The following is a 21,050-nucleotide window of genomic DNA, read 5'->3' as shown; positions in this document are numbered from 1 at the left end:
CTCCATGCAGTACATCGTGTAGATATTTAAATAATGGTGATTGTATGACTGCCCACACATCGATTTATAACGATTTAACAGATTTCTATATTCGTTTACTAAGTGCTGCTAATTGGGCCTTGGTATTGAGTACAGTTAGCTTAATTATCACCGTGCTATTAAGTTATCCACTTGCAGAGTTGTTAACGATAAAGCTGCAAATTTCAGCTCATATTTCAACCATCATCGCTGCCACTATTTTAAAAATTAGTTATGTACTTCGCTGTATTGCACTCAATAGCTTAGGTAGAGAGGTACGATAATGCGACCTATTAATTTAACCGAACCCATGCCTAAACAGATCCGTTTTTATCAAGTAGGACAGTGGCCGCTTTGGGGGTTAGCATTTCGGCCTTACTTTTTAGGCGCGAGTTTACTCGCTGTTTTATCCATGGCTTATTGGCTGTTAATTTTAACGGGTAACGCGAGTTGGCAATTAAGCATGCCAGCAACATTATGGCATGCTCACGAAATGCTATTTGGCTTTGCAGGCGCCGTTGCTGTGGGCTTTTTATTAACCGCAGCACAAACTTGGACTGGCGTAGCAAGTATCAGCGGCAATAAGCTGATGTTGCTTACTTTAGTTTGGCTGGCAGCCAGAGGTGCGTTCTTCATCACAGGTACTGACATTGAAAACTTTAATTTGTATGGGGTGTTATTACTGCAATTACTTTGGTGGTTAGCAGCAATTACGGCGCTGGCTAACATGTTGCTTAAAGCAAATAACAAAAATAACTATCAATTTTTGCCGATTTTAAGCGCCTTGTGTGCGTTAAATATCATCTATTTATGGTTGGTTATTGAGCAGAATATGCTGCTGGCACTTGCTGTCGTTGATACGGCTGTGTTGGTAATGACGCTACTCGTTGGTGTGGTTGCGGGGCGAGTGCTGCCCTTTTTTACCGCCCGCGGTTTAGGTTTAGCTGAGCAAGTGCGTACGCCACGTTTAGATAAAGTGCTGCTTTATAGCTCGTTGTTTGCTGTTGCGCTTTATTTTATCAGTCAGCTGTTTATATCAAGCGTTAATCCTGGTTGGGCATTGGCTGTTGTGGCTGTATTACATGTATGGCGTTCAGTATTGTGGTGGAATAATAAAACGCTCAAAGTGCCATTGCTCTGGTCGTTGCACTTTTCGTATTTAGCACTTGGCGTTGGCTTAGTATTACTTGCATTGAGTTTTTATAACCCTGTTATTTTGTTTAAAGATGCGCTGCATATGATCACTATCGGAACCATTGGCATGATGATTTTAGCCATGATGACGCGTGTATCTCATGGTCATACAGGACGTCCTTTAACTATTCCACATTTTATGGCTGTGGCATTTGCTTTAGTGCTTGTTGCAGCGATTGTTCGTTCGTTATTACCCTTTGTTATTGGGCCGCATATTGCGTGGCAGCTTAGCGCTGTATTGTGGTTGGTGGCATTTGTGTTGTTTCTACTCCATTGCATTCCTATTTTAACGCGGCGTCGTGTTGATGGGCGGCGTGGTTAATTATTATTTTAGTTATAGGAAAGTAGTATGTTATCTGAAAAAACCATCAATATTGTAAAAAACACTGTGCCTTTGCTCGCACAAGCTGGGACCGTTGTTACGGAGCACTTTTATAATCGCATGTTTAGCCATAACCCTGAGCTGCAAGATATTTTTAATATGGCGAATCAGCGCAGCGGACGTCAGCAGTTTGCTCTTTTTAACGCATTGGCGGCATATGCGCAAAATATTGATAATCTGGCCGTGTTAAAAGAAGCATTAGCACGTATTAATCATAAGCATGCCAGTATGCATATTTTGCCTGAGCATTATCCGATTGTGGGCGGACATTTAATTGGTACTTTAAAGGAATTGATCCCCGAGCAATTTACACCAGAAGTTGAATATGCATGGCGTGAAGCGTATGCGTTACTTGCTGATATTTGTATTACTGAAGAGGCTGCTCTATATGAGCACAATAAAAATAACCACGGCGGCTGGTCAGGAACACGTCAATTTGTGATCACTAAAAAGCAACCAGAATCAGCATTGGTAACAAGTTTTACACTTACTCCTGTAGATAGTAAAGCAGTAATCACCCACAAACCGGGGCAATATTTGGGAATTAAAGTTAAGCCTGAAGAGGCACAATATAGCGAAATACGTCAGTATTCTATTTCCCAGCAAAGTAATGGTGAAAATTACCGTATTAGTGTGAAAAAAGAATTGCTGCCAGCTGCAGGTATTGTATCAAATTATTTGCATTCGCTAGACGAAGGGAGTGTTATAGAGCTTTACCCGCCAGCAGGGGATTTCTTTTTACGTGTAAACAATAAACCTGTGGTGTTAATTTCGGCGGGGGTTGGTCAAACACCTATGTTGCCCATGTTACAAACGTTATTAAGCGACACGTCGAATCAAGCGGTCACTTATTTACATGCTTGTGAAAATGCTCAGCAGCATTCGTTTAATCAATTTTTGGCTGATCAAGCCGCAATGCATGAGCGTTTAAATTACTATACATGGTTTAATCAAGGTGGCGAGGGTGCTGACTTTATTGGTTTAATGAATATCAGTGCAGTTGCTCAGCAGTTACCATTAGTGGATGGTGATTTTTATATTTGTGGACCTAGCGGCTTTATGGCTGCTATTAAACAGCAATTACTTGCACTTGATGTTGATGCTGAACGCATACATTACGAGGTGTTTGGTCCACACCAAGCGCTTTAATCCACTCATAGCAAAAAGGCGCTTAATGCGCCTTTTTGGTTTTAGATAACTTCACATTCGACATTACTAAGTGGAATACTCAGTTGTTTTTTAGGGTAAAATAAAAAGCATTGCTCCCCTGATTTTTGCAAGACAAACTTTTCTGAAGGGATGTTATGTGTGCCCATAATAGGCATGCCATCAGGGCCTTTAGTCGTGCCGTGATCTATCAAAAGCTGTGCGCTTTTAGTAAATACATCATCCGCAAGAGTCACTAAAGGACCACCTTTTGCAGTTTGAATTGCTTGTTGCAGCTGTGTAACAATGCCCGGATTTACTCGTGTTAGAGTTGCATCTTGAGGCTCTAAAGCCTGTGTGCTGTTGCATCCGGTTAGTATTACTGCGCAAACAGCACTTAGCATGTATTTAGTCATTTGCATCTCCTGTACTAGGCCAGGTTAAATCCATATTTGTGTTGTAAAGCGACTGAGGTATCTCAAGCGATAAACCAGTTTCGTTGCTTGGTGAATAGCTGGCAGGTTGTTGTTTTGCATTTTGTGGCACTTCAGGGCAGCCATTATTTGTAATATGGTATAACGCCGTCGATAGCAGTGCTTCGTTTGTATCACCTAGTTGATGATCAAAGTCATCAGCAATAGGGCAGCCTTTAACATCAGCTGAAAACTGGGGTGAAGGGGTGGGTGTTAAACCATCTGAATATTCACCAAAGCCTTTGTAATTAGCACCACTAAACTGAATCGTGTAGTAAGTAGTTGCACAGTTGTGTGTAGGCGTAAAACCATAAGGTTTACCACATGTTGTATCACCAATTAATACCACTTCAACATCAATCCCTTTCAAGCCATTAATAAAGGCTTCAGAGGCAGAGCAGGTACCGGATGTACTCAGTACATAAACTTTTGATAGATTTAAATCAGGTAAAAGTATTTGTTTGCCTTCAAATGTTGAGTAATCAATTTCTTGATTAATGAATGACAAAGGTAGTTCTTGTGGTAGCTTGTCATTCTGAATGGTTTGATAATAATAAAAATCATCGGTGTTAGCAGGGCCAGCAACCATGTAAGCTAATTGTGATGACATGGCTAATAAACCACCGCCGTTGTATCTAAAGTCGATGACTAATTCGTCGACTTGATCAGCCTTAAACTTATTAACGGCATCGATTAAACCTTCTTGTGCAACAGCGATATGGCTATTGAACTGCATGTAACCGACACGTGTATTGTTTTGTGTAGTAAACGTATTTACGTTCTGAACCGGGGTTTTGGCGATATTACCCGCTGTAATGGTGATTGATTTTTCAGTCCCATCATTACTGCGCACTCTAAAGTTATGAGCTTCGCCAGCTGTTGGGCCAAACAAAATACTATTGAGCGAGTCAATTCCATCTTGAGTGTTGGTATCTATGCTTACATCATCTACAGAGAGAACGGTATCGCCACGTTGGATCCCCGCATTCTGAGCCGGTGAATTATCTTCAAGATAGGCAACTCTTAACACTCTTGGTGGCGTATTTGAAATAAATGACCAGTTAATGCCGTAACCTGATACCACGCCTGATTGTGCTTCTTTGTAAAAGTCTTCTGTTGGTTCGCTGTAATGAAAGTTATCTTTCTTAGCACCAGAATCTGTGGTTTGCTCTGTTTTTAATTGTGCAAAATATGCCGCGACAGTATCAAAGCTTTCAGGGTTTTTGTCTGTGATTTCATCATACCAAAGGTATGTTTCATCACTCCAAGAGCGCAGCCACATTTTTTCTGTCAGCGTGGAGCCCGCTTTATCAGGGTATGGTTGGTTATTATTGTATGGATCGTTGCCTGTGCGTGGCACATCACATTGGTTTTTAAATGTACTTGATGCGTCAAATTCACCCGCAACCCATTCAACCTCATTAGACTGTGGTGGCGGTGTTACCACATTGGTAGAGTCTGTATTATTTGAATCTTTATTTAGGCTACCGCCGCCTCCACATGCTGTAATTGCAAGGCCAGAAAAAGCAATGAGAATAGCAGTAGAGATTCTTTTTTTATTAAACATACTTAGTTACGTTCCTGTAAATACTTGTTTCGAAAATATCAATACAGCTGACGATAGGCAACAAAAAATACGTTTATAATGTAAACATTTGTAGAGTTAAAGATGCTGAGAGTTTCGGGTTTGTGCCAAGCTCTGCTTTTGCCATGCTCTAAATAACTGCTGTTGCTTATTAGATATTTTTAAGCCGTAGGTTTTTTGCATGTAAAAGTATGCATCTGCGATACGCTTGCGTGAATAGGCAGGTGGTTCAACTACCCGTTGTTTAAAATTCACCTTTACTTGGCAGTTGCCATATTGAGTGGCGTTACCTGCAATCATACCAAAACGATAATTCGATCTATCCGCATTAATCTCACCAATTGCAGGGGCTAGGTTATTAATATCAGCTTCCATTTTTCTAAATTGTTCACTGGTTTTCACGCAGTTTTTACGCCCGCCATTTTTCCAGCATTGTAACTGATGACCGAACTCCCACGCTGGTACTATATGCTCCCACTCAATACGAACAGCTCGTGCATTAGGTTTACCTGAGCGCGTAACTGCATTGCGCGGTTTATAGCCGCATGCTGCAGGGTCTGGTATTAATTTTTTACCTTGGCGCTTTATATCGCAGCCACAGTAAATGCTTTTGGCATCACTGGGTAACGTTTTTATTAAATGTCTTTTTGCTGTTGAGAAGCGGGTAAACTGCTCGCTGTGAAGGTTAAAGCTTGCAAGGGAAATTACTAACGCAATAATAAAGTAAGGCATATCCAATCACTTAAGTGAACTACAGGAAACGCTATTTTAGAGTGATTGTTCTATTTGGTAAATCGGTTGAATGGGTTGAGTTGTTATAAATGCAATGATAAGCGAGGCAGAGATTCTGCCCCGATAGGGTTTATTTAGCGTTTATGACGACGAAGACGAACATTTTGCAGTAACAAAGTAATTCCTGTGAGGCAGAACAGCACACTGGTTGCCGAAAAGCTAATCAACAAAGGGTTATTAAAGTCTTCTCGTTCATCGTAGTCCATGATATGTAACATCCAGAAAAAGTCAAAAATTCGCCAAATAGTGCTACGAACAGTGATAACTTTGCCACTATCAGCCCATAAATACAGGGTTGTATTAAAATTATCATCGAAGCTAACTTGCCAAATATTTTCTTTATAGCCTACTTCTCTTGGGCCTATTTCGAGTTTAGCCGCTGCATTTACTTTGGCATCGATTAATAAATGAGCTTGTGCATTAGCAATTATTTGCGCTTTACTTGGCGCAATGAAAGGGCGGCCAGTTAAGCCGTTAAAACTGTGCTCTTCATTTTCACTCGTCACAGTAATAATAGGTGTTGTTAAAAAGTGGGTGTAATTTATTTTTATTGGCTGCGCCACCTGAGAAACAATGTTATCAAGTGATGTAGGGTAGTCGACCTGCGTAAACGGGTTTTCAAGGGAGCGCAATGCTAAATGTTTGCCATGTACTTTATCGAGAGGAATTGCACTCATCACTAAACCACCTAATAGCCATGCAAAGATTTGTAGTGCGAGTATGTAACCAAGCCATTTATGAATTTTTCGTGCATGCTTGAAAATGCGTTTGTTCATTACTTACTCATTTATTGTTATTTTTCAGTGCGATATTTTATAGGTTAGGGGGCTTTTGCCAATGTGGCAAATTGTCGCAGGTAATAGATGATTTGGTATATATACAAATTTAGGTTAAAGTTTGCGGTGTATTTAACATGGGTTAAGGGTAAAGCTACAAATGTCGGAAATTCAATTTTTAAACGTAGATCTAGAGCTTGAGTCTAAACAAGATATTAGTGCGCTAGTGGCTGACTTAAAAAAAATTGCCACAGTTTTACATTATGACCACGATGAATATCGTCAATTAGCGCGTGTAGAAGCAAATATTGAGGTATCTACACCGGATAAAGCGATTAACCACTTATGTGAGTTAATAGAATCATGCTCACGTAATGCATTAAAACAGTGGTTGTCGTGTTCTCGGCGTACATTTGATATTGGCTTTGAGTCGGGTACTTCACCGAAATGCTTTAATCAAGCACTGCAAGCAGACACTCTACTTAGAATATCTGCAATTGGTGCGGGTGTTGAAATAACTATTTACCCTATCGAAAGCTAATTTTTACGTTCAACCACTGCTGCGGTCATTCTTGATACGCAGCATAGTTCGTTGCGACTATTTGTTATTTTAATTTCCCATACTGAAGTACGTCTACCTAAATGAATAGGCTTTGCTATTGCGGTTAAAGTTCCATTGCGTGAAGCTTTTAAGTGATTAGCGTTGATTTCTTGGCCTACACAATAGAACTTAGTAAAATCAATCACAAAGTTTGCTGCATAACTGGCAACCGTTTCAGCAAGTACGACATTGGCACCGCCATGTACCATGCCCATAGGATTATGATGTTGAGGTATCGCGGGCATAGTGGCAACTAAGTAGTCATCACCAATTTCGCTAATTTCAATACCCATTGTTTTCATTAATGTGCCTTGGCCGTTAATGCCCTCATCAAGTTGCTTACACTGTTCTAAGGTGATTGGTTGATACCAAATAGTCATGGAATGTCCTTAATTGAAAATTTAAAACCAGTCTACACTTTTGTACACTTTCCTACAGTTAAGATCATCAAAATCGTTAAAATGTACCTAAAATTACATTTTGGACGTAGCAATGAAAAAAATAATAGCGATATTTATTAGCGGCTTAGCTTTTCCAAGTTATGCAGCTATAAACCATCAAGTTGAAGTGGGATTTACAGATTTAAGCGGGTTAGATAAAGCATTTCTAGGCGCGAGGTATCGTTATTTTAATGATGATTTGGACGCCTTATCGGGCCCTCAAGAGTTGAAAAGCCATTTGCATCGAGTGAGTAATGTCGCTATCGGCGGGTTTGCTAATGATAACCTGTATTATATTACCAGTGATGCGACTTATTATTGGCAGCATGGCGTTATTCTGGCGGCTGGTGTACAGCATGTGGATGATGATAGCGGTATTTGGCAATCAGATAGTTCTTTGCTCAATGCATCGATAGGTAATCAAATAAACGATCAATTGCAAATTGGCTTAACTGCTTTTTATAGTCGGGTGGAAGAAACACGTCACTTTTATCCAAGCGAGGAGCTAACTTCGGTTGAGTGGAGTTATGCGCCTTACATTCGCTGGACTAATATCAATAATAATCAAGGCTGGGATATAGAGGCAAAGCAATTGGCAGGGCGGTATCGTTACATCCAAGGCCGAGCAGCGTATTACGTTAATCAAGACTGGTCTGTTGGCGTAGTTGCTAACGTACATGGGCGAGGCGATCGAGATGATAATTATGAGTTGCAAACACAGTATTGGTTTAATGAACATATAGCGTTGAAGTTTGGTTTAGGCTCATCTTTGAAATCTGATGATGGTTTAAATAGCGCTACTTTATTGCTGAGTACCAGATGGTAATCAAGAAGGGTTAAAGCTAGCGAATTTAAAATTTGCGATTTTCAAATAACTGTATATACTCACAGTTAAATGTACTGTATGGAAAACCAGTTGTATGCGCCCATTAACGAATCGTCAAGCTCAAATTCTTGAATTAATCAAAGTGTTTATCAAAGATACTGGCATGCCACCTACGCGTGCTGAAATTGCGCAAACTTTAGGTTTCAAAAGCGCTAATGCTGCCGAAGAGCACTTAAAAGCACTGGCTAAAAAAGGTGTTATTAAAATGAAGCCGGGTGCAAGCCGCGGTATTCAGCTGGTGGAAGAAGATGAGCCAGAGCAGCTCGGATTACCATTAATAGGCCGAGTAGCAGCGGGTGAACCTATCTTGGCGCAACAACATGTTGAAAGCCATTGCCAGATTGACCCTTTAATGTTCAAGCCTGCCGCTGATTTTTTATTGCGTGTACAAGGCATGAGTATGAAAGATATTGGCATTATGGATGGTGATTTACTTGCGGTGCATAAAACCCAAGTTGCTGAAAACGGCCAAGTAGTGGTAGCGCGTGTTGATGATGATGTAACTGTAAAGCGCCTAGAAAAAGCCGGGCGTAAAGTTTTGTTGCACGCCGAAAATGAAGAGTTTTCTGCAATTGAAGTAGACTTAGAGCATGAGTCTTTTAATATTGAAGGGCTTGCAGTCGGTGTGATCCGTAATGCTGATTGGATGTAAACCTATTTTGCACCAAATTGGTGATATTTGGTGCTTTCACTTTTATATTTTTATTTAACTGCTAGTTTTAGCACTTGTCTGTAGCTACTAAAGCTCTATATAAGCTAGATACCTCCTGCTTTTAGCCATTTCTTTCCTCACCTGAATTTAAAATAACGCGCTGATTTTGTATTGTTATTTTTGCACCAAAATAGAATTTTATTTGCACTAAAACTTGCTAATTGTTCATTTTTTAACTAATTGGTTAATACACTGTGTTAACGACTGATCTTTTGGGGCCTTGCTGCAATTTATTGTTGCATGCGAAGAGATTAATTTAACCAGTTACAATAAAAATAACGAATTGGCGCGAAAAAAGCAGTGCCGCCTTTTCGCTTTGCGTTAGCAATAGCATCAAAAGGAGCCGTCACATGGGTAAACTGAGCTCTACCTTGTGCCTTATATTATTTATGCTGCCGCAGCAATTATTGGCAAATAGTCAATTTAATATGCGCGAAGGTGTAACCGATATAAGTAATAATGTTTATCAACTGCACATGACAATATTTATAATTTGTTGTGTGATTGGGGTGATTGTTTTTGCCGTTATGTTTTGGGCTTTAATACATCACCGCAAATCAAAAGGGGCGATACCTGCCCAATTCCATGAAAGCACCAAGGTTGAGATACTTTGGACTGCGATTCCGTTTGTCATTCTAATTGCAATGGCAGTGCCTGCGACAAAAACCTTAATTGCGATGGAGGATGCCAGCAAAGCTGACATTACCATTAAAGTGACAGGTTCTCAGTGGAAGTGGCATTATGAATATATGGGGGAAGACGTTAGTTTTTATTCAATTTTATCAACACCGAACGACCAAATTGCCAACCAAGCCGATAAAACAGATACCTACCTACTCGAAGTTGATAAACCTTTAGTTTTACCAATCAACAAAAAAATTCGCTTTTTAATGACCTCAGATGATGTGATTCACTCTTGGTGGGTGCCTGATTTTGCAGTTAAGAAAGATGCTAACCCTGGGTTTATTAACGAAACATGGACCAAAATTAACGAAGAGGGCATTTACCGTGGCCAGTGTGCCGAACTATGCGGTAAAGACCATGGCTTTATGCCTGTGGTTGTTGAGGCAAAGTCTGAGCAAGATTTTGTTAATTGGTTAGCCGACGCTAAACAAGCTAAACAAAAAGCGGCTGCCGCAGATGCTGCATTGATGGATCAAACCTTACCTAAAGAAGAGTTAATGACCTTAGGTGAACAAGTGTATATGACCAGTTGTGCAGCGTGCCATCAACCTACCGGTATGGGTTTACCTGGCGTCTTCCCGGCGCTTAAAAATAGCCCTGTGGTATTGGGAGATGTTAATGAGCATATTGATGTCGTAGTTCATGGTCGTCCGGGCACAGCAATGCAAGCATTTGTAAAACAACTATCGATAAAGCAACTTGCGGCGGTTGTTACCTATAAGCGTAATGCATGGGGTAATGACACGGGTGATGTGGTTCAACCTAGCCAAATTCAGGCTTTGATTGATGCAACTGCGGAGGCTAAGTAATGAGTAGCATAACAGACGATCATAATAACGACGCAGCACATCACAATGCAGAACATCATCACGGCGCAACCGGGATTAAACGTTGGTTGTTTACAACGAATCATAAAGATATAGGTAGCTTGTATTTAATATTCTCGCTAACCATGTTTTTGATTGGTGGTGCGATGGCGATGGTGATCCGCGCAGAGTTATTTCAGCCCGGATTACAATTAGTTGACCCGCACTTTTTTAATCAAATGACCACAGTCCATGGTTTGATAATGGTGTTTGGTGCTGTCATGCCGGCATTTACTGGGCTGGCAAACTGGATGATACCCCTGATGATTGGTGCGCCAGACATGGCATTACCGCGAATGAATAACTGGAGCTTCTGGATTCTACCATTTGCGTTTTTGATTCTATTAGCATCACTATTTATGCCAGGTGGTGGCCCCGCTTTTGGCTGGACTTTTTATGCCCCGCTGTCTACGACTTACAGTAATGACAACACGGCTTTATTTGTATTCGCCGTTCACATTATGGGCATTAGTTCCATTATGGGGGCAATCAATGTGATTGTTACCATAGTGAATATGCGCGCCCCTGGTATGTCTTGGATGAAGTTACCGTTGTTTGTATGGACTTGGCTTATTACTGCGTTTTTATTGATTGCGGTTATGCCTGTTTTAGCAGGCGCTGTGACCATGGTACTAACAGATAAATACTTTGCCACTAGCTTTTTTGATGCGGCCGGTGGCGGTGATCCGGTGATGTTTCAGCATATATTCTGGTTCTTTGGTCACCCTGAAGTGTACATAATGATCTTACCTGCCTTTGGCATCATATCGACCATAGTGCCTACCTTTTCACGGAAAAAACTATTTGGCTATGCCTCGATGGTTTATGCCACATCATCAATAGCATTACTAAGTTTTATTGTGTGGGCACATCATATGTTTACCACGGGTATGCCTGTGGCTGCTGAATTGTTTTTTATGTATTCAACCATGTTGATATCGGTACCTACAGGGGTAAAAGTATTTAACTGGGTGGCGACCATGTGGCGAGGTTCAATAAGCTTTGAAGTGCCTATGCTATTCAGTATTGCGTTTATTGTGTTGTTCACTTTAGGTGGCTTTTCAGGGTTGATGCTAGCAATTACACCGGCTGATTTTCAGTACCATGATACCTATTTTGTTGTGGCGCATTTTCATTATGTACTTGTTACTGGCGCGGTCTTTTCAATCATGGCTGGGGCTTACTATTGGCTGCCAAAATGGACTGGCAATATGTTTAATATCACCTTAGCTAAATGGCATTTTTGGCTGTCTTTGGTCAGTGTGAATGTACTGTTTTTCCCGATGCACTTTGTTGGTCTTGCGGGTATGCCAAGGCGGATCCCTGATTACGCGCTGCAATTTGCCGACTTTAACGCCATTATCAGTATTGGTGGGTTTGCCTTTGGCTTATCACAACTGCTGTTTGTTGTAGTGGTTTTTAAATGTGCCAGAGGCGGCGACAAAGTACCTGCGAAGGTGTGGGATGGCGCACAAGGGTTAGAGTGGGAAGTTGATTCTCCGGCACCTTATCATACCTTTGAAACACCACCGGAGATCAAGTAATGAATCACGCACCTCTGCTCAAGCGCTTAGTTTTAATATGCCTTGGCATGTTTGCTTTCGCGTTTGCTTTGGTGCCTTTATACGATGTTTTTTGTGATATCACCGGGCTTAATGGTAAGCCTTCTCTTGAGCAAGCGAAGCAAAGTACACAGGTTGTTGAGTCACGCCAAGTCGATGTTAGCTTTACCACTCATGCACAAAGTGGAGCGTCGTTTGAGGTGCAATCACAGGAGTACAGCGTGGTCGTAAAACCTGGTGCAATGCGCGAAGTATTGTTTAAAGCAAAGAACCTCAGTAATGAAGACAAAGTCATGCAAGCGGTGCCTTCGGTATCGCCTGGGAAGGCTGCCAAATATTTACATAAAATGGCCTGCTTTTGTTTTGATCAGCAACCACTAAAAGCAGGTGAAGAAGTGGAGTTTACATTGCTATTTTATGTTGATACCGCGCTACCTGATGACGTAGAAGAGCTCACCTTGTCATATACCGTGTTTGATATTAGTAGCCAGTTAGTGGCTAGTAATTAGGAGCAAGTGAAATGAATCAAAATTACGATAAATATTATGTACCCGCGCAAAGTCCGTGGCCAATTGTAGGTGCTGTGGCGTTATTTTTAATCGCTGTTGGCGCAGCACTGACTGTGATGCAAGTTAACTCAGAAGGCGGCTCTGGCCAGTATGTACTTTATGGTGGCATCGCTATTTTGCTCTATATGCTATTTAGCTGGTTCAAAAATGTGATTGATGAGTCGCACCAAGGTTTGTACTCCGCGCAAATGGATCGATCATTTCGCCAAGGTATGAGCTGGTTTATTTTCTCTGAAGTGATGTTTTTTATGGCCTTCTTTGGTGCTTTATTTTACGCGCGAATGATCTCAGTACCTTGGCTTGGAGGCGCTGGCAATAACGCCATGACCAACGAAGTGCTATGGCCAACATTTGAAGCTATGTGGCCATTAGTAACAACCCCAAGTGGTGGCACAACACAAGCCATGGGCTGGCAAGGTTTGCCATTGATAAATACCGTGATCCTGCTGATTTCATCGGTGACTCTACACTTTGCCCATGTTGCGATGGAGAATAATAAGCGTGGCCCACTTAAAGCATTTTTAGGATTAACTATTTTACTTGGCGTTGCTTTTTTAGGGCTACAAGTTGAAGAGTATATCCATGCCTACAATGACTTAGGTCTCACCTTAGACGCCGGAGTATTCGGTAATACGTTTTTCTTGCTAACGGGCTTTCATGGTATGCACGTAACGCTGGGAACCATAATTTTATTGGTGGTCTTTTTCAGAATATTAAAAGGCCACTTTAGCCCAGATAAACACTTTGCTTTTCAGGCGGCTGCTTGGTATTGGCATTTTGTTGATGTGGTTTGGTTATGTTTATTTGTGTTTGTATATGTGTTGTAGGGTTGGCATTTGGGTAGATGTAACCGAGTTTAAGTGCGGCAATTACAATGATAAGTACGATGACAGAGAACATCACGCGGCGGCCTAAATAGTGTGACATTGGCCGCCCATTATCGCGACCAGAGACCATAATAAATAAAGCTCTAAATAAGTTAAAAAGTATAAATAATAACAACAGTACGATAATAATTTTAATAATCACTGGGTTCACCTTTATGCAGCTAATTTTATGGCGTAAACAAAAGCTTAGCTCAATTTTCATCATTTGCGTGGTGATAGTTGTGGTATTGGTGTGCTTACGTTTAGGTTATTGGCAAATACAGCGAGGTCAAGCGAAGAGCTTGCAATTGTCGCATATAGCTAAGGTGCAATCTAAAGGGGTTATGCCGTGGCAGCAAGTATTGGCGTTGCCCAGTGAGTGGAATAAAACTGGTATTCAAGCCACTTTAACTGGCACTGTAAATGCGGTGCATTATTGGTTGTTAGATAACCAAGTCGTGCAAGGGCAGGTTGGTTATGATGTTTTAGCATTATTTAAACCTACACATAGTCAAACGCCGATATTAGTTAATTTTGGCTGGATTAAAGCGCCAGCCTCTCGTCAGCAATTACCGTCTATCACCCTACCTAAAAACGCAATCGACATTAATATTCAGCTAAAGCAGGGCAAGCTCAGCGGCTTTACTTTAGCTAGCCCAGAGCACCAAGAGCAAAACAATGATTGGCCTAAACGCGTACAAAATATCGACTTAGCGCTATTTGCAAAACATGCACAGCAGCCCTTAGTTGATTTTATTGGCTATCGCCAAGGTATTGGTGATGCTTTTGGCATACCTCATTACCAAGCTGTAGTAATGAGTCCGCAAAAGCATTATGGCTATGCAGTTCAATGGCTATTGATTGGCTTGTCTTGCGTTGTGGTTGCCATCGTTGCTAGTAAAAGAAGGAATTAAAATGAAAAACAAACTAATGATTATTTTTATCGGCTGTTGTTTAGTGCCCTTAGTATTGGCCTATTTAGCACTAAAGTTTGAATGGATCCCTTCAGCTGCAACAAATAATGGCGTGTTTTTAAGTACAGAAATAAAACTTAAAAACTGGCAAAACTCAGAGCATAAACAGTGGACGATTGCTTTAAATCATCCTAAACAGTGCCAACAAGCATGTGCAGAGCAATTACATGCACTCGATAATTTGTATGTAGCACTGGGTAAAAACCAAGGCAAAGTCGATATGGTTATTTTAGGCAGCCCACAAAAGCAAGGTTCAACGTGGCGACAATTAGCCGAAACCGCTGAGCTGGAACCTGCGAGTTTATATTTAATAGATCATATGGGGTTGGTGGTTTTGCAATACCCCTATCAGCAAGAGCTGCAGCAAAATCGGTTGGTGCAAAAAGGGTTATTAAAAGATTTAAAAAAATTACTTAACTATTCACGCTCAAGCTAATTTTATCTAAGGGGCTGATTATGTATAAAAACTATAAATATTTAGTGGTCGTGACCTTCTTTTTATCTATTTTAGTGGTTGGACTTGGTGCATATACGCGTTTGAGTGATGCGGGGTTAGGCTGCCCAGACTGGCCCGGATGTTACGGCTTTTTAACGGTACCAAAGCATGCTGCTGATCTTGCGTTAGTTGAGCAAACTTACCCAGATATGATGTTCGAAACTGCAAAAGCATGGAAAGAAATGATTCATCGCTATTTTGCTGGCACGTTAGGGGTATTAATTTTAGCGCTATTTATTGTGGCGTTTATTAAGCGCAAGCAGCCGACTATGCCTGTGGGGTTGCCGTTACTATTGCTCATATTAGTCATCTTTCAAGCTGCACTTGGAATGTGGACAGTCACCATGAATTTGCAGCCCTTAATCGTGATGGGGCACTTACTTGGTGGTTTTAGTATTTTGTCGCTAGTGGCGCTACTGTACTTACGGCTAACCTCAAAACCTATTGATGGCGGAGATGCACCTGCGAGGCGCCATTTTAAATTAAGTTTGGTTGCGTTAGTGGTATTGATATTACAAATTGCATTGGGTGGTTGGCTTGCCGCTAATTATGCTGCACCTCATTGCAATGGTTTACCGCTTTGCAGTTATGGTCAGCCATTTTCACTGAGTAGTGTATTTCAGTTACCTATGGAGCACAGTACTTATGAATATGGCGTGCTTTCACAACAAGCGAGAATGTCGATTCATTTACTGCACAGGATTTGGGCACTGGTTACCTGTGTGGTGCTCGCGTTGATTATGTGGCGTATATATAGTCATGCGATTTCTACAAAAATTAAACACTGCTGTGTATTTGTACTCGTTGCTTTGTTTTGCCAAATAGCATTAGGCCTTGCTGTGGTGCATTGGCATTTTCCTTTGGGTGTAGCACTGGCACATAATTTAATGGCAGCCATACTGTTAATTACCCTTGTTCGTTTATGCTTTTATTTAAAAGCCCGCACTTAGGAGACTGTTATGGCACATTTATTAACGATAACAAAAGATGCACCACACCAACTGACAGAGTTATTTAAAGACTATTTAGCTATTAGCAAATTTAAAGTGGTCGCAATGCTGGTGTTAACAGCATGGGTTGGTTTAGCACTGGCCCCTGATGTTGGGCGCGGTGTTGGGGTGCAGTTTATAAGTTTATTAGGCATAGGTTTACTATCGGCAGCGGCAGCGGTAATTAATCATGTGGTTGATAGTGAAATTGACAGTAAAATGGCCCGCACTAGGCACCGGCCGGTGGCAAAAGGGCGCTTATCAAAATTTCATGCCTTAAGTTTTGCCAGTGTTATTGGAGTAACTGGTTTTGCCATGTTGGTAATTTGGGCAAACACCCTTACCGCGATATTAACGTTATTTGCTTTAGTGGGTTATGCGTTTATTTATACCTCATTTTTAAAGCGTGCGACACCGCAAAATATTGTCATTGGCGGGTTGGCTGGAGCAATGCCGCCTTTACTGGGTTGGGTGTCTGAAACAGGGCAAATGGCCGCTGCGCCTTGGCTATTAGTGATGATTATATTTACTTGGACCCCACCTCATTTTTGGGCGCTAGCCATTGCCCGTAAAAGTGATTATGAGCGAGCAAAGATTCCAATGCTACCAGTGACACATGGTATCGATTTTTGCAAAACGTGCGTGATTGCGTATTCTATTTTACTTGCTTTGGTGTGCGTGCTGCCCTATTTAATTGGTATGTCGGGCTTAATATATTTAGTGGCTGCATGTGTATTAAACGCGGTGTTTATGTATAAAGCCATAAAACTAAAAATAGCGCCGGTGGATAACACTGCAATGGATTTATTTCGTTTTTCAATTATCCATTTAATGATACTCTTTATCGCCTTATTTATTGATAAATGGCTGGTCATATGAAGTTTTTAACTCGGACACTTAGCAAACGTTTTTTTATGTTAATAAGCCTGTTGCTATTAGCATCATGCAGTGACGCGACTAAACCTGATGTAGAAGCGTTAGTCTATGAGCAAGCTAAACCACTTAGTGATTTTGCATTACTTGATCAACATAATAATCAAGTGACGAAAGCGGCTTTTGAAGGGCAGTGGAACTTAGTGTTTTTAGGTTACACCAGTTGCCCTGATATTTGCCCGTTAACGCTGGCAAAGTTAAACGCGGTGCACAAGGCGTTAAGTGAGCAATATCCACTGCAAATTTGGTTTTTATCTGTGGATCCCAAGCGTGATACCGCAGATAAACGCAAAGCCTATATTGATTATTTTAACTCTGATTTTTTAGCCGTTTCAGGTGAACATAAAGACTTATTTCCATTGGTGCGTGAGCTTGGATTAATTTATGCCATTAGTGACAGTGATGAGCAAGAGTACGCTGTTGATCACAGCGCTTCTGTTGCTATGGTTGATTCACGTGGGGCTGTAAGGGCAATATTTAAACCTGAGTTTAAACAAGGTAGTGTTCCGTTAATTAATGCTAAATCATTAATTAGTGAATTTAAATTGATAGCTGACTACTATCAATAAGTTGCTATTAATGAGTAACCAAAACTCTGGATAATTAATTAGTTTCTAGCTAGAGGGGAATGTTAGTATTTATTTTTAAAATCAATACTTTATAGAACCCTTTAAGCAGAGTGAAGACTAAGTATATTTTCGATTGTTTTTGGAAGCGTTGGCCTCTTTTTTTACTTTTATTTCCCCCTCTATAAATAATTTCCTCTTTTTTCGATGCATATATGGCATTTTTCACAACTCAGTCTAAGCTTTTGTTATGAATTGGTAAATTACGCAAAGTGATGAAAGTATGTTGAAGCTTCCTGAAGAGTTAGCAATCACCAAAGTCGAATCTTTACATCAAGACTTGCTAAATGAGCTAAGTACTAATGACGATGTTTGCCTAGACATCAGCGATGTATCACGTGCTGATACTGCGTCCATTCAACTACTGTGTGCTTTACAAAAACACTTACTGTCTGTGCATCATAAAATAATTTGGATTGGACAGAGTGAGCCATTAAAGAACGTTATCAATCAATTAGGTTTAAATGAATATTTAATACTCGATAATGAAAATTAAGAGGTGTATATGAAAAGAATTTTAGCTGTAGATGATTCTGCGTCGATGCGTCAAATGGTGGGCTTTACATTAAAAAAAGCTGGCTTTGATGTAACCGAAGCAAAGGATGGCAGTGAGGCGTTGAATATAGCTAAGCAACAGGGTTTTGACGCTGTGATCTCGGATATAAATATGCCTGTTATGGACGGTATTACTTTAATTAGAGAGCTGCGCAATTTACCCAATTATAAGTTTACACCCTTATTAATGCTGACTACTGAATCAGGCATGGACAAAAAAGTGGAAGGTAAGGCAGCTGGAGCAACAGGCTGGATAGTTAAACCTTTTAACCCTGATCAATTATTAGCGGTTTTAAAAAAAGTGATTCGCTAATTTAGGGAGCGAGGCATGAGTATAGATTTAAGTCAGTTTTTTGAAGTTTTCTTCGAAGAAAGCTTTGAAGGCTTGGATGCCATGGAAGCTGAACTGCTTAATTTGGTGCCGGGCGAAGAAGATTCAGAAACAATTAATACAATATTTCGTGCTGCTCATTCAATTAAAGGGGGGAGCGGCACTTTTGGTTTTGATTCAGTTGCTGAGTTTACCCATGTACTAGAAACATTGTTAGATGAAGTCCGTGAAGGTAAGCGTACTTTAACGACAGAGCTTGTAAATTTATTACTAAAATCTGTAGATTGTTTAAGAGCTCTGCTGAGTGCTTTACAAGCAGAGCAAGCGCTAGACTTGAGCGAATCAATTGAGCTGAGAAAACAGTTTGAGAAAATTTTAGCGCTTGATGATACCCCTTCAACTCAAGCTAATACCATTACGGATACCGTAGTCGAAGTAAATACCTACCAGATTGACTTTAAACCACATCATCATTTATTCAAAACTGGCAATGAACCACTGTATATGATCAGTGAACTTGCTGAGTTAGGTGATTTAGAAATTGTTGCGTTTCATAGCGAAGTTCCAGATATAACCGACTTAAGTGCAGACGACTGCTTTTTATCTTGGCGGTTTTTTTTAAACACTGATAAACCAGAGCAAGCCATCTCTGAAATTTTTGAATGGGTTGAAGATGATGCAGATATAACCATTGCTCTGTGTGGTGGATTATTTTCAGATGATGAACAGCCTAAACAATCAAAAGAAGCTCAAACCATTGAGTCTTCTAAAGTTAACACTTCAGTATCAAAAAACACTGCCCCAGAAGTAAAAGCCGCGATTAATGCTAAGGTCTCAGCGCCTGCTACAGCTGTGGAGTCAACCTCAATCAGAGTGGGTATTGATAAAGTAGATTCATTAATAAACATGGTTGGTGAGCTTGTGATCACGCAAGCGATGTTAAGTCAATTAGGTGAGCAAGAAATTACTGAGGCAACACTAGCGTCGCTACAAGAAGGGCTCGCGCAACTTGCACACAACACCCGTGACTTACAAGAAAATGTAATGCGCATCCGTATGCTTCCAATTAGCTTTGTGTTTAGCCGGTTTCCCCGTTTAGTCAGAGATATATCGCAAAAGTTAAACAAGCAAGTAGAGCTAAAGCTTATCGGTGAGCAGACAGAGCTTGATAAAACTGTGATGGAAAAAATATCAGATCCTATGGTGCACTTGGTTAGAAATTCTTTAGATCATGGGTTAGAAACAGTTGAACAGCGTATTGCCTCAGGTAAAGACCCCGTGGGTATTGTGACGCTTAACGCTTTTCATCAAGGTGGCAATATCGTCATCGAGATTATGGATGATGGGCAAGGTCTTAATACTCAGAAAATAAAACAAAAAGCCATTACAAATAGGCTTATCAATGAAACTGATGAGTTATCAGATAATGAAATAAACGAGCTCATTTTTATGCCCGGCTTTTCTACAGCAGATGAAGTGAGTGACCTTTCAGGCCGCGGAGTCGGTATGGATGTAGTAAGGCGTAACATTCAATCTTTAAATGGTTCTGTTGAAGTGACTTCTGCATCCGGGGTTGGTTCGACTTTTACTATTAGGCTACCGCTCACGTTGGCAATTCTAGACGGTCAGCTAGTTCGAGTGGCTAAGCATACTTATATTATTCCGTTAATTTCTATCGTTGAATCATTACAAATTGATATCACTAAAGTCAGCCGTGTAGGCAAAGACCTAGATGTATTACGGTTACGCGATGAGTACATTCCAATTCTACGGCTATATCAGATATTTAATCATCAAGATGCAATTGAAACTTTGGATAAAACCTTATTGGTTGTGGTTGAAAGTGACAATCAGAAAATAGGCTTATTGGTTGATGATTTACTATCGCAACAACAAGTCGTGATTAAAAGCTTAGAAGCAAACTATCAAAAAGTAGATGGTGTTTCAGGAGCAACCATATTGGGTGATGGTCGCGTATCGCTTATTGTTGATATTAGCGGGTTGATCAAATTATCCGGATTAAGAAAGCCAGGCAGCCAAGAGTTAATTGTTGAGTCACAAGCTAATTTGGAGGCGTCATGAGCGCACTGAGTAGTGAGTTAGACCATAATCTAGTGCTTGAAAACGTCCAGGGCGTAAAACAGTTCCTTACCTTTATTATGGCCGAGGAAGAATATGGAGTTGATATTTTAACAGTGCAAGAAATTCGTAGCTGGGAAGAGATCACCGCGATACCAAATGCACCCGACTATGTAAAAGGTGTGATTAATTTACGTGGAACTATAGTACCTATTTTAGATTTGCGGCTGAGATTTGGCTTACCCTACATCGAGTATGGTGGTTTAACAGTGGTCATTGTCGTGAAAGTCGAGTGCGCACAACAAAGTAAAATAATGGGCATGGCGGTAGATGCTGTGTCTGATGTTTATAGCATTATGGAGCAAGATGCGAAGATGGTGCCTTCATTTACAGAGTCAGATAACTCGGAGTTTGTTGCTGGATTAGTAAACGTTGGGGAAAAAATGGTTGCATTACTCGACCTAAAAAAAGCAATGGATATATGAGTATCTGTTAATCGAGCTAATAAAAACTTA

At 40.6% G+C, this 21,050-nt stretch carries 25 protein-coding genes; 19 read left to right on the top strand and 6 right to left on the bottom strand.

What is annotated here, in order from left to right:
- Positions 1-44: 44 nt before the first annotated feature.
- From B5G52_RS10555 to hmpA, 3 genes are read left to right on the top strand one after another with little or no spacing between them, the layout of a single operon-like run.
- The gene (locus B5G52_RS10555; protein WP_087532603.1) at positions 45-302 is read left to right on the top strand and encodes a hypothetical protein; all 258 of its coding nucleotides are present in this window, start codon (positions 45-47) and stop codon (positions 300-302) included.
- Positions 302-1,534 carry an NnrS family protein gene (locus B5G52_RS10550; RefSeq protein ID WP_087532602.1) on the top strand — a complete coding sequence of 411 codons (1,233 nt, stop codon included), beginning with the start codon at positions 302-304 and terminating at the stop codon, positions 1,532-1,534. The genes B5G52_RS10555 and B5G52_RS10550 overlap by 1 nt, the downstream gene beginning before the upstream one ends.
- A 27-nt stretch (positions 1,535-1,561) precedes the next feature.
- Positions 1,562-2,743 carry an NO-inducible flavohemoprotein gene (gene hmpA, locus B5G52_RS10545; protein WP_087532601.1) on the top strand — a complete coding sequence of 394 codons (1,182 nt, stop codon included), beginning with the start codon at positions 1,562-1,564 and terminating at the stop codon, positions 2,741-2,743.
- 41 nt (positions 2,744-2,784) lie between these two features.
- On the opposite strand, the gene B5G52_RS10540 is transcribed toward hmpA, so the two are convergent.
- From B5G52_RS10540 to B5G52_RS10525, 4 genes are all read right to left on the bottom strand, one after another.
- Positions 2,785-3,156: a hypothetical protein gene (locus tag B5G52_RS10540; protein ID WP_140394315.1), complete on the bottom strand. Its 372-nt coding sequence runs from the start codon at positions 3,154-3,156 to the stop codon at positions 2,785-2,787.
- Positions 3,149-4,780 (bottom strand): S41 family peptidase, encoded by a 1,632-nt coding sequence (locus B5G52_RS10535; RefSeq protein WP_087532600.1) that lies wholly within the window; start codon positions 4,778-4,780, stop codon positions 3,149-3,151. The genes B5G52_RS10540 and B5G52_RS10535 overlap by 8 nt, the downstream gene beginning before the upstream one ends.
- 96 nt (positions 4,781-4,876) lie before the next feature.
- Entirely contained in the window at positions 4,877-5,530 is a 654-nt protein-coding gene (locus B5G52_RS10530; RefSeq protein WP_087532599.1) for an endonuclease, read from the bottom strand.
- 134 nt (positions 5,531-5,664) lie between these two features.
- Positions 5,665-6,366, bottom strand: a complete 702-nt coding sequence (locus tag B5G52_RS10525; protein WP_087532598.1) for a hypothetical protein — start codon at positions 6,364-6,366, stop codon at positions 5,665-5,667.
- A 160-nt stretch (positions 6,367-6,526) separates the two neighbouring features.
- Between B5G52_RS10525 and B5G52_RS10520 the strand changes: the two genes are divergently transcribed.
- Positions 6,527-6,907 carry a hypothetical protein gene (locus tag B5G52_RS10520; protein WP_087532597.1) on the top strand — a complete coding sequence of 127 codons (381 nt, stop codon included), beginning with the start codon at positions 6,527-6,529 and terminating at the stop codon, positions 6,905-6,907.
- Here B5G52_RS10520 and B5G52_RS10515 read toward each other — a convergent pair.
- The gene (locus B5G52_RS10515) at positions 6,904-7,347 is read right to left on the bottom strand and encodes a PaaI family thioesterase (protein WP_087532596.1); all 444 of its coding nucleotides are present in this window, start codon (positions 7,345-7,347) and stop codon (positions 6,904-6,906) included. The genes B5G52_RS10520 and B5G52_RS10515 overlap by 4 nt on opposite strands.
- Positions 7,348-7,459: 112 nt before the next feature.
- Here B5G52_RS10515 and B5G52_RS10510 point away from each other — a divergent pair, with 112 nt between their 5' ends.
- The 6 genes from B5G52_RS10510 (at position 7,460) to B5G52_RS10485 (ending at position 13,513) form a co-directional block, all read left to right on the top strand.
- Entirely contained in the window at positions 7,460-8,233 is a 774-nt protein-coding gene (locus B5G52_RS10510; RefSeq protein WP_087532595.1) for a hypothetical protein, read from the top strand.
- A gap of 94 nt (positions 8,234-8,327) precedes the next feature.
- Positions 8,328-8,945, top strand: coding sequence for a transcriptional repressor LexA (gene lexA, locus B5G52_RS10505; RefSeq protein WP_087532594.1), 618 nt, complete (start codon positions 8,328-8,330; stop codon positions 8,943-8,945).
- A gap of 410 nt (positions 8,946-9,355) precedes the next feature.
- Positions 9,356-10,498, top strand: coding sequence for a cytochrome c oxidase subunit II (coxB, locus tag B5G52_RS10500; RefSeq protein WP_087532593.1), 1,143 nt, complete (start codon positions 9,356-9,358; stop codon positions 10,496-10,498).
- On the top strand, positions 10,498-12,099 hold the full coding sequence (gene ctaD, locus B5G52_RS10495) for a cytochrome c oxidase subunit I (RefSeq protein ID WP_087532592.1): 1,602 nt from the start codon (positions 10,498-10,500) through the stop codon (positions 12,097-12,099). Before coxB ends, ctaD begins: the two co-directional genes overlap by 1 nt.
- Positions 12,099-12,626 (top strand): cytochrome c oxidase assembly protein, encoded by a 528-nt coding sequence (locus tag B5G52_RS10490; RefSeq protein WP_087532591.1) that lies wholly within the window; start codon positions 12,099-12,101, stop codon positions 12,624-12,626. Before ctaD ends, B5G52_RS10490 begins: the two co-directional genes overlap by 1 nt.
- Positions 12,627-12,637: 11 nt before the next feature.
- On the top strand, positions 12,638-13,513 hold the full coding sequence (locus B5G52_RS10485) for a cytochrome c oxidase subunit 3 (RefSeq protein WP_087532590.1): 876 nt from the start codon (positions 12,638-12,640) through the stop codon (positions 13,511-13,513).
- Here the strand turns inward: B5G52_RS10485 and B5G52_RS22530 are convergent.
- Positions 13,413-13,775 carry a DUF2909 domain-containing protein gene (locus B5G52_RS22530; protein WP_356948211.1) on the bottom strand — a complete coding sequence of 121 codons (363 nt, stop codon included), beginning with the start codon at positions 13,773-13,775 and terminating at the stop codon, positions 13,413-13,415. The genes B5G52_RS10485 and B5G52_RS22530 overlap by 101 nt on opposite strands.
- On the opposite strand from B5G52_RS22530, the gene B5G52_RS10475 reads away from it, so the two are divergent.
- From B5G52_RS10475 to B5G52_RS10435, 9 genes are all read left to right on the top strand, one after another.
- Positions 13,729-14,466 (top strand): SURF1 family protein, encoded by a 738-nt coding sequence (locus B5G52_RS10475; protein ID WP_087532588.1) that lies wholly within the window; start codon positions 13,729-13,731, stop codon positions 14,464-14,466. The genes B5G52_RS22530 and B5G52_RS10475 overlap by 47 nt on opposite strands.
- A gap of 1 nt (position 14,467) precedes the next feature.
- Entirely contained in the window at positions 14,468-14,962 is a 495-nt protein-coding gene (locus B5G52_RS10470) for a transmembrane cytochrome oxidase associated protein (protein ID WP_087532587.1), read from the top strand.
- Positions 14,963-14,982: 20 nt separating this feature from the next.
- Complete coding sequence (locus B5G52_RS10465) at positions 14,983-15,972, top strand: heme A synthase (RefSeq protein ID WP_087532586.1); 990 nt, start codon at positions 14,983-14,985, stop codon at positions 15,970-15,972.
- Positions 15,973-15,981: 9 nt separating this feature from the next.
- Positions 15,982-16,890 (top strand): heme o synthase, encoded by a 909-nt coding sequence (gene cyoE, locus B5G52_RS10460; RefSeq protein ID WP_087532585.1) that lies wholly within the window; start codon positions 15,982-15,984, stop codon positions 16,888-16,890.
- Positions 16,887-17,513, top strand: coding sequence for an SCO family protein (locus tag B5G52_RS10455; RefSeq protein ID WP_254911189.1), 627 nt, complete (start codon positions 16,887-16,889; stop codon positions 17,511-17,513). The genes cyoE and B5G52_RS10455 overlap by 4 nt, the downstream gene beginning before the upstream one ends.
- 280 nt (positions 17,514-17,793) lie before the next feature.
- Positions 17,794-18,066, top strand: a complete 273-nt coding sequence (locus tag B5G52_RS10450; RefSeq protein ID WP_087532584.1) for a lipid asymmetry maintenance protein MlaB — start codon at positions 17,794-17,796, stop codon at positions 18,064-18,066.
- A gap of 9 nt (positions 18,067-18,075) precedes the next feature.
- Complete coding sequence (locus B5G52_RS10445; protein WP_087532583.1) at positions 18,076-18,438, top strand: response regulator; 363 nt, start codon at positions 18,076-18,078, stop codon at positions 18,436-18,438.
- Positions 18,439-18,453: 15 nt separating this feature from the next.
- Positions 18,454-20,538 (top strand): chemotaxis protein CheA, encoded by a 2,085-nt coding sequence (locus B5G52_RS10440; RefSeq protein WP_087532582.1) that lies wholly within the window; start codon positions 18,454-18,456, stop codon positions 20,536-20,538.
- Positions 20,535-21,020, top strand: a complete 486-nt coding sequence (locus B5G52_RS10435) for a chemotaxis protein CheW (RefSeq protein ID WP_087532581.1) — start codon at positions 20,535-20,537, stop codon at positions 21,018-21,020. The genes B5G52_RS10440 and B5G52_RS10435 overlap by 4 nt, the downstream gene beginning before the upstream one ends.
- The last annotated feature ends 30 nt before the right edge of the window (positions 21,021-21,050 follow it).

It is taken from the genome of Pseudoalteromonas sp. A601 (assembly GCF_002165575.1).
GTDB lineage: Bacteria > Pseudomonadota > Gammaproteobacteria > Enterobacterales > Alteromonadaceae > Pseudoalteromonas.
Note: the sequence above shows the minus strand (reverse complement) of the source record. Positions and strands in the feature narration are given on the sequence as shown.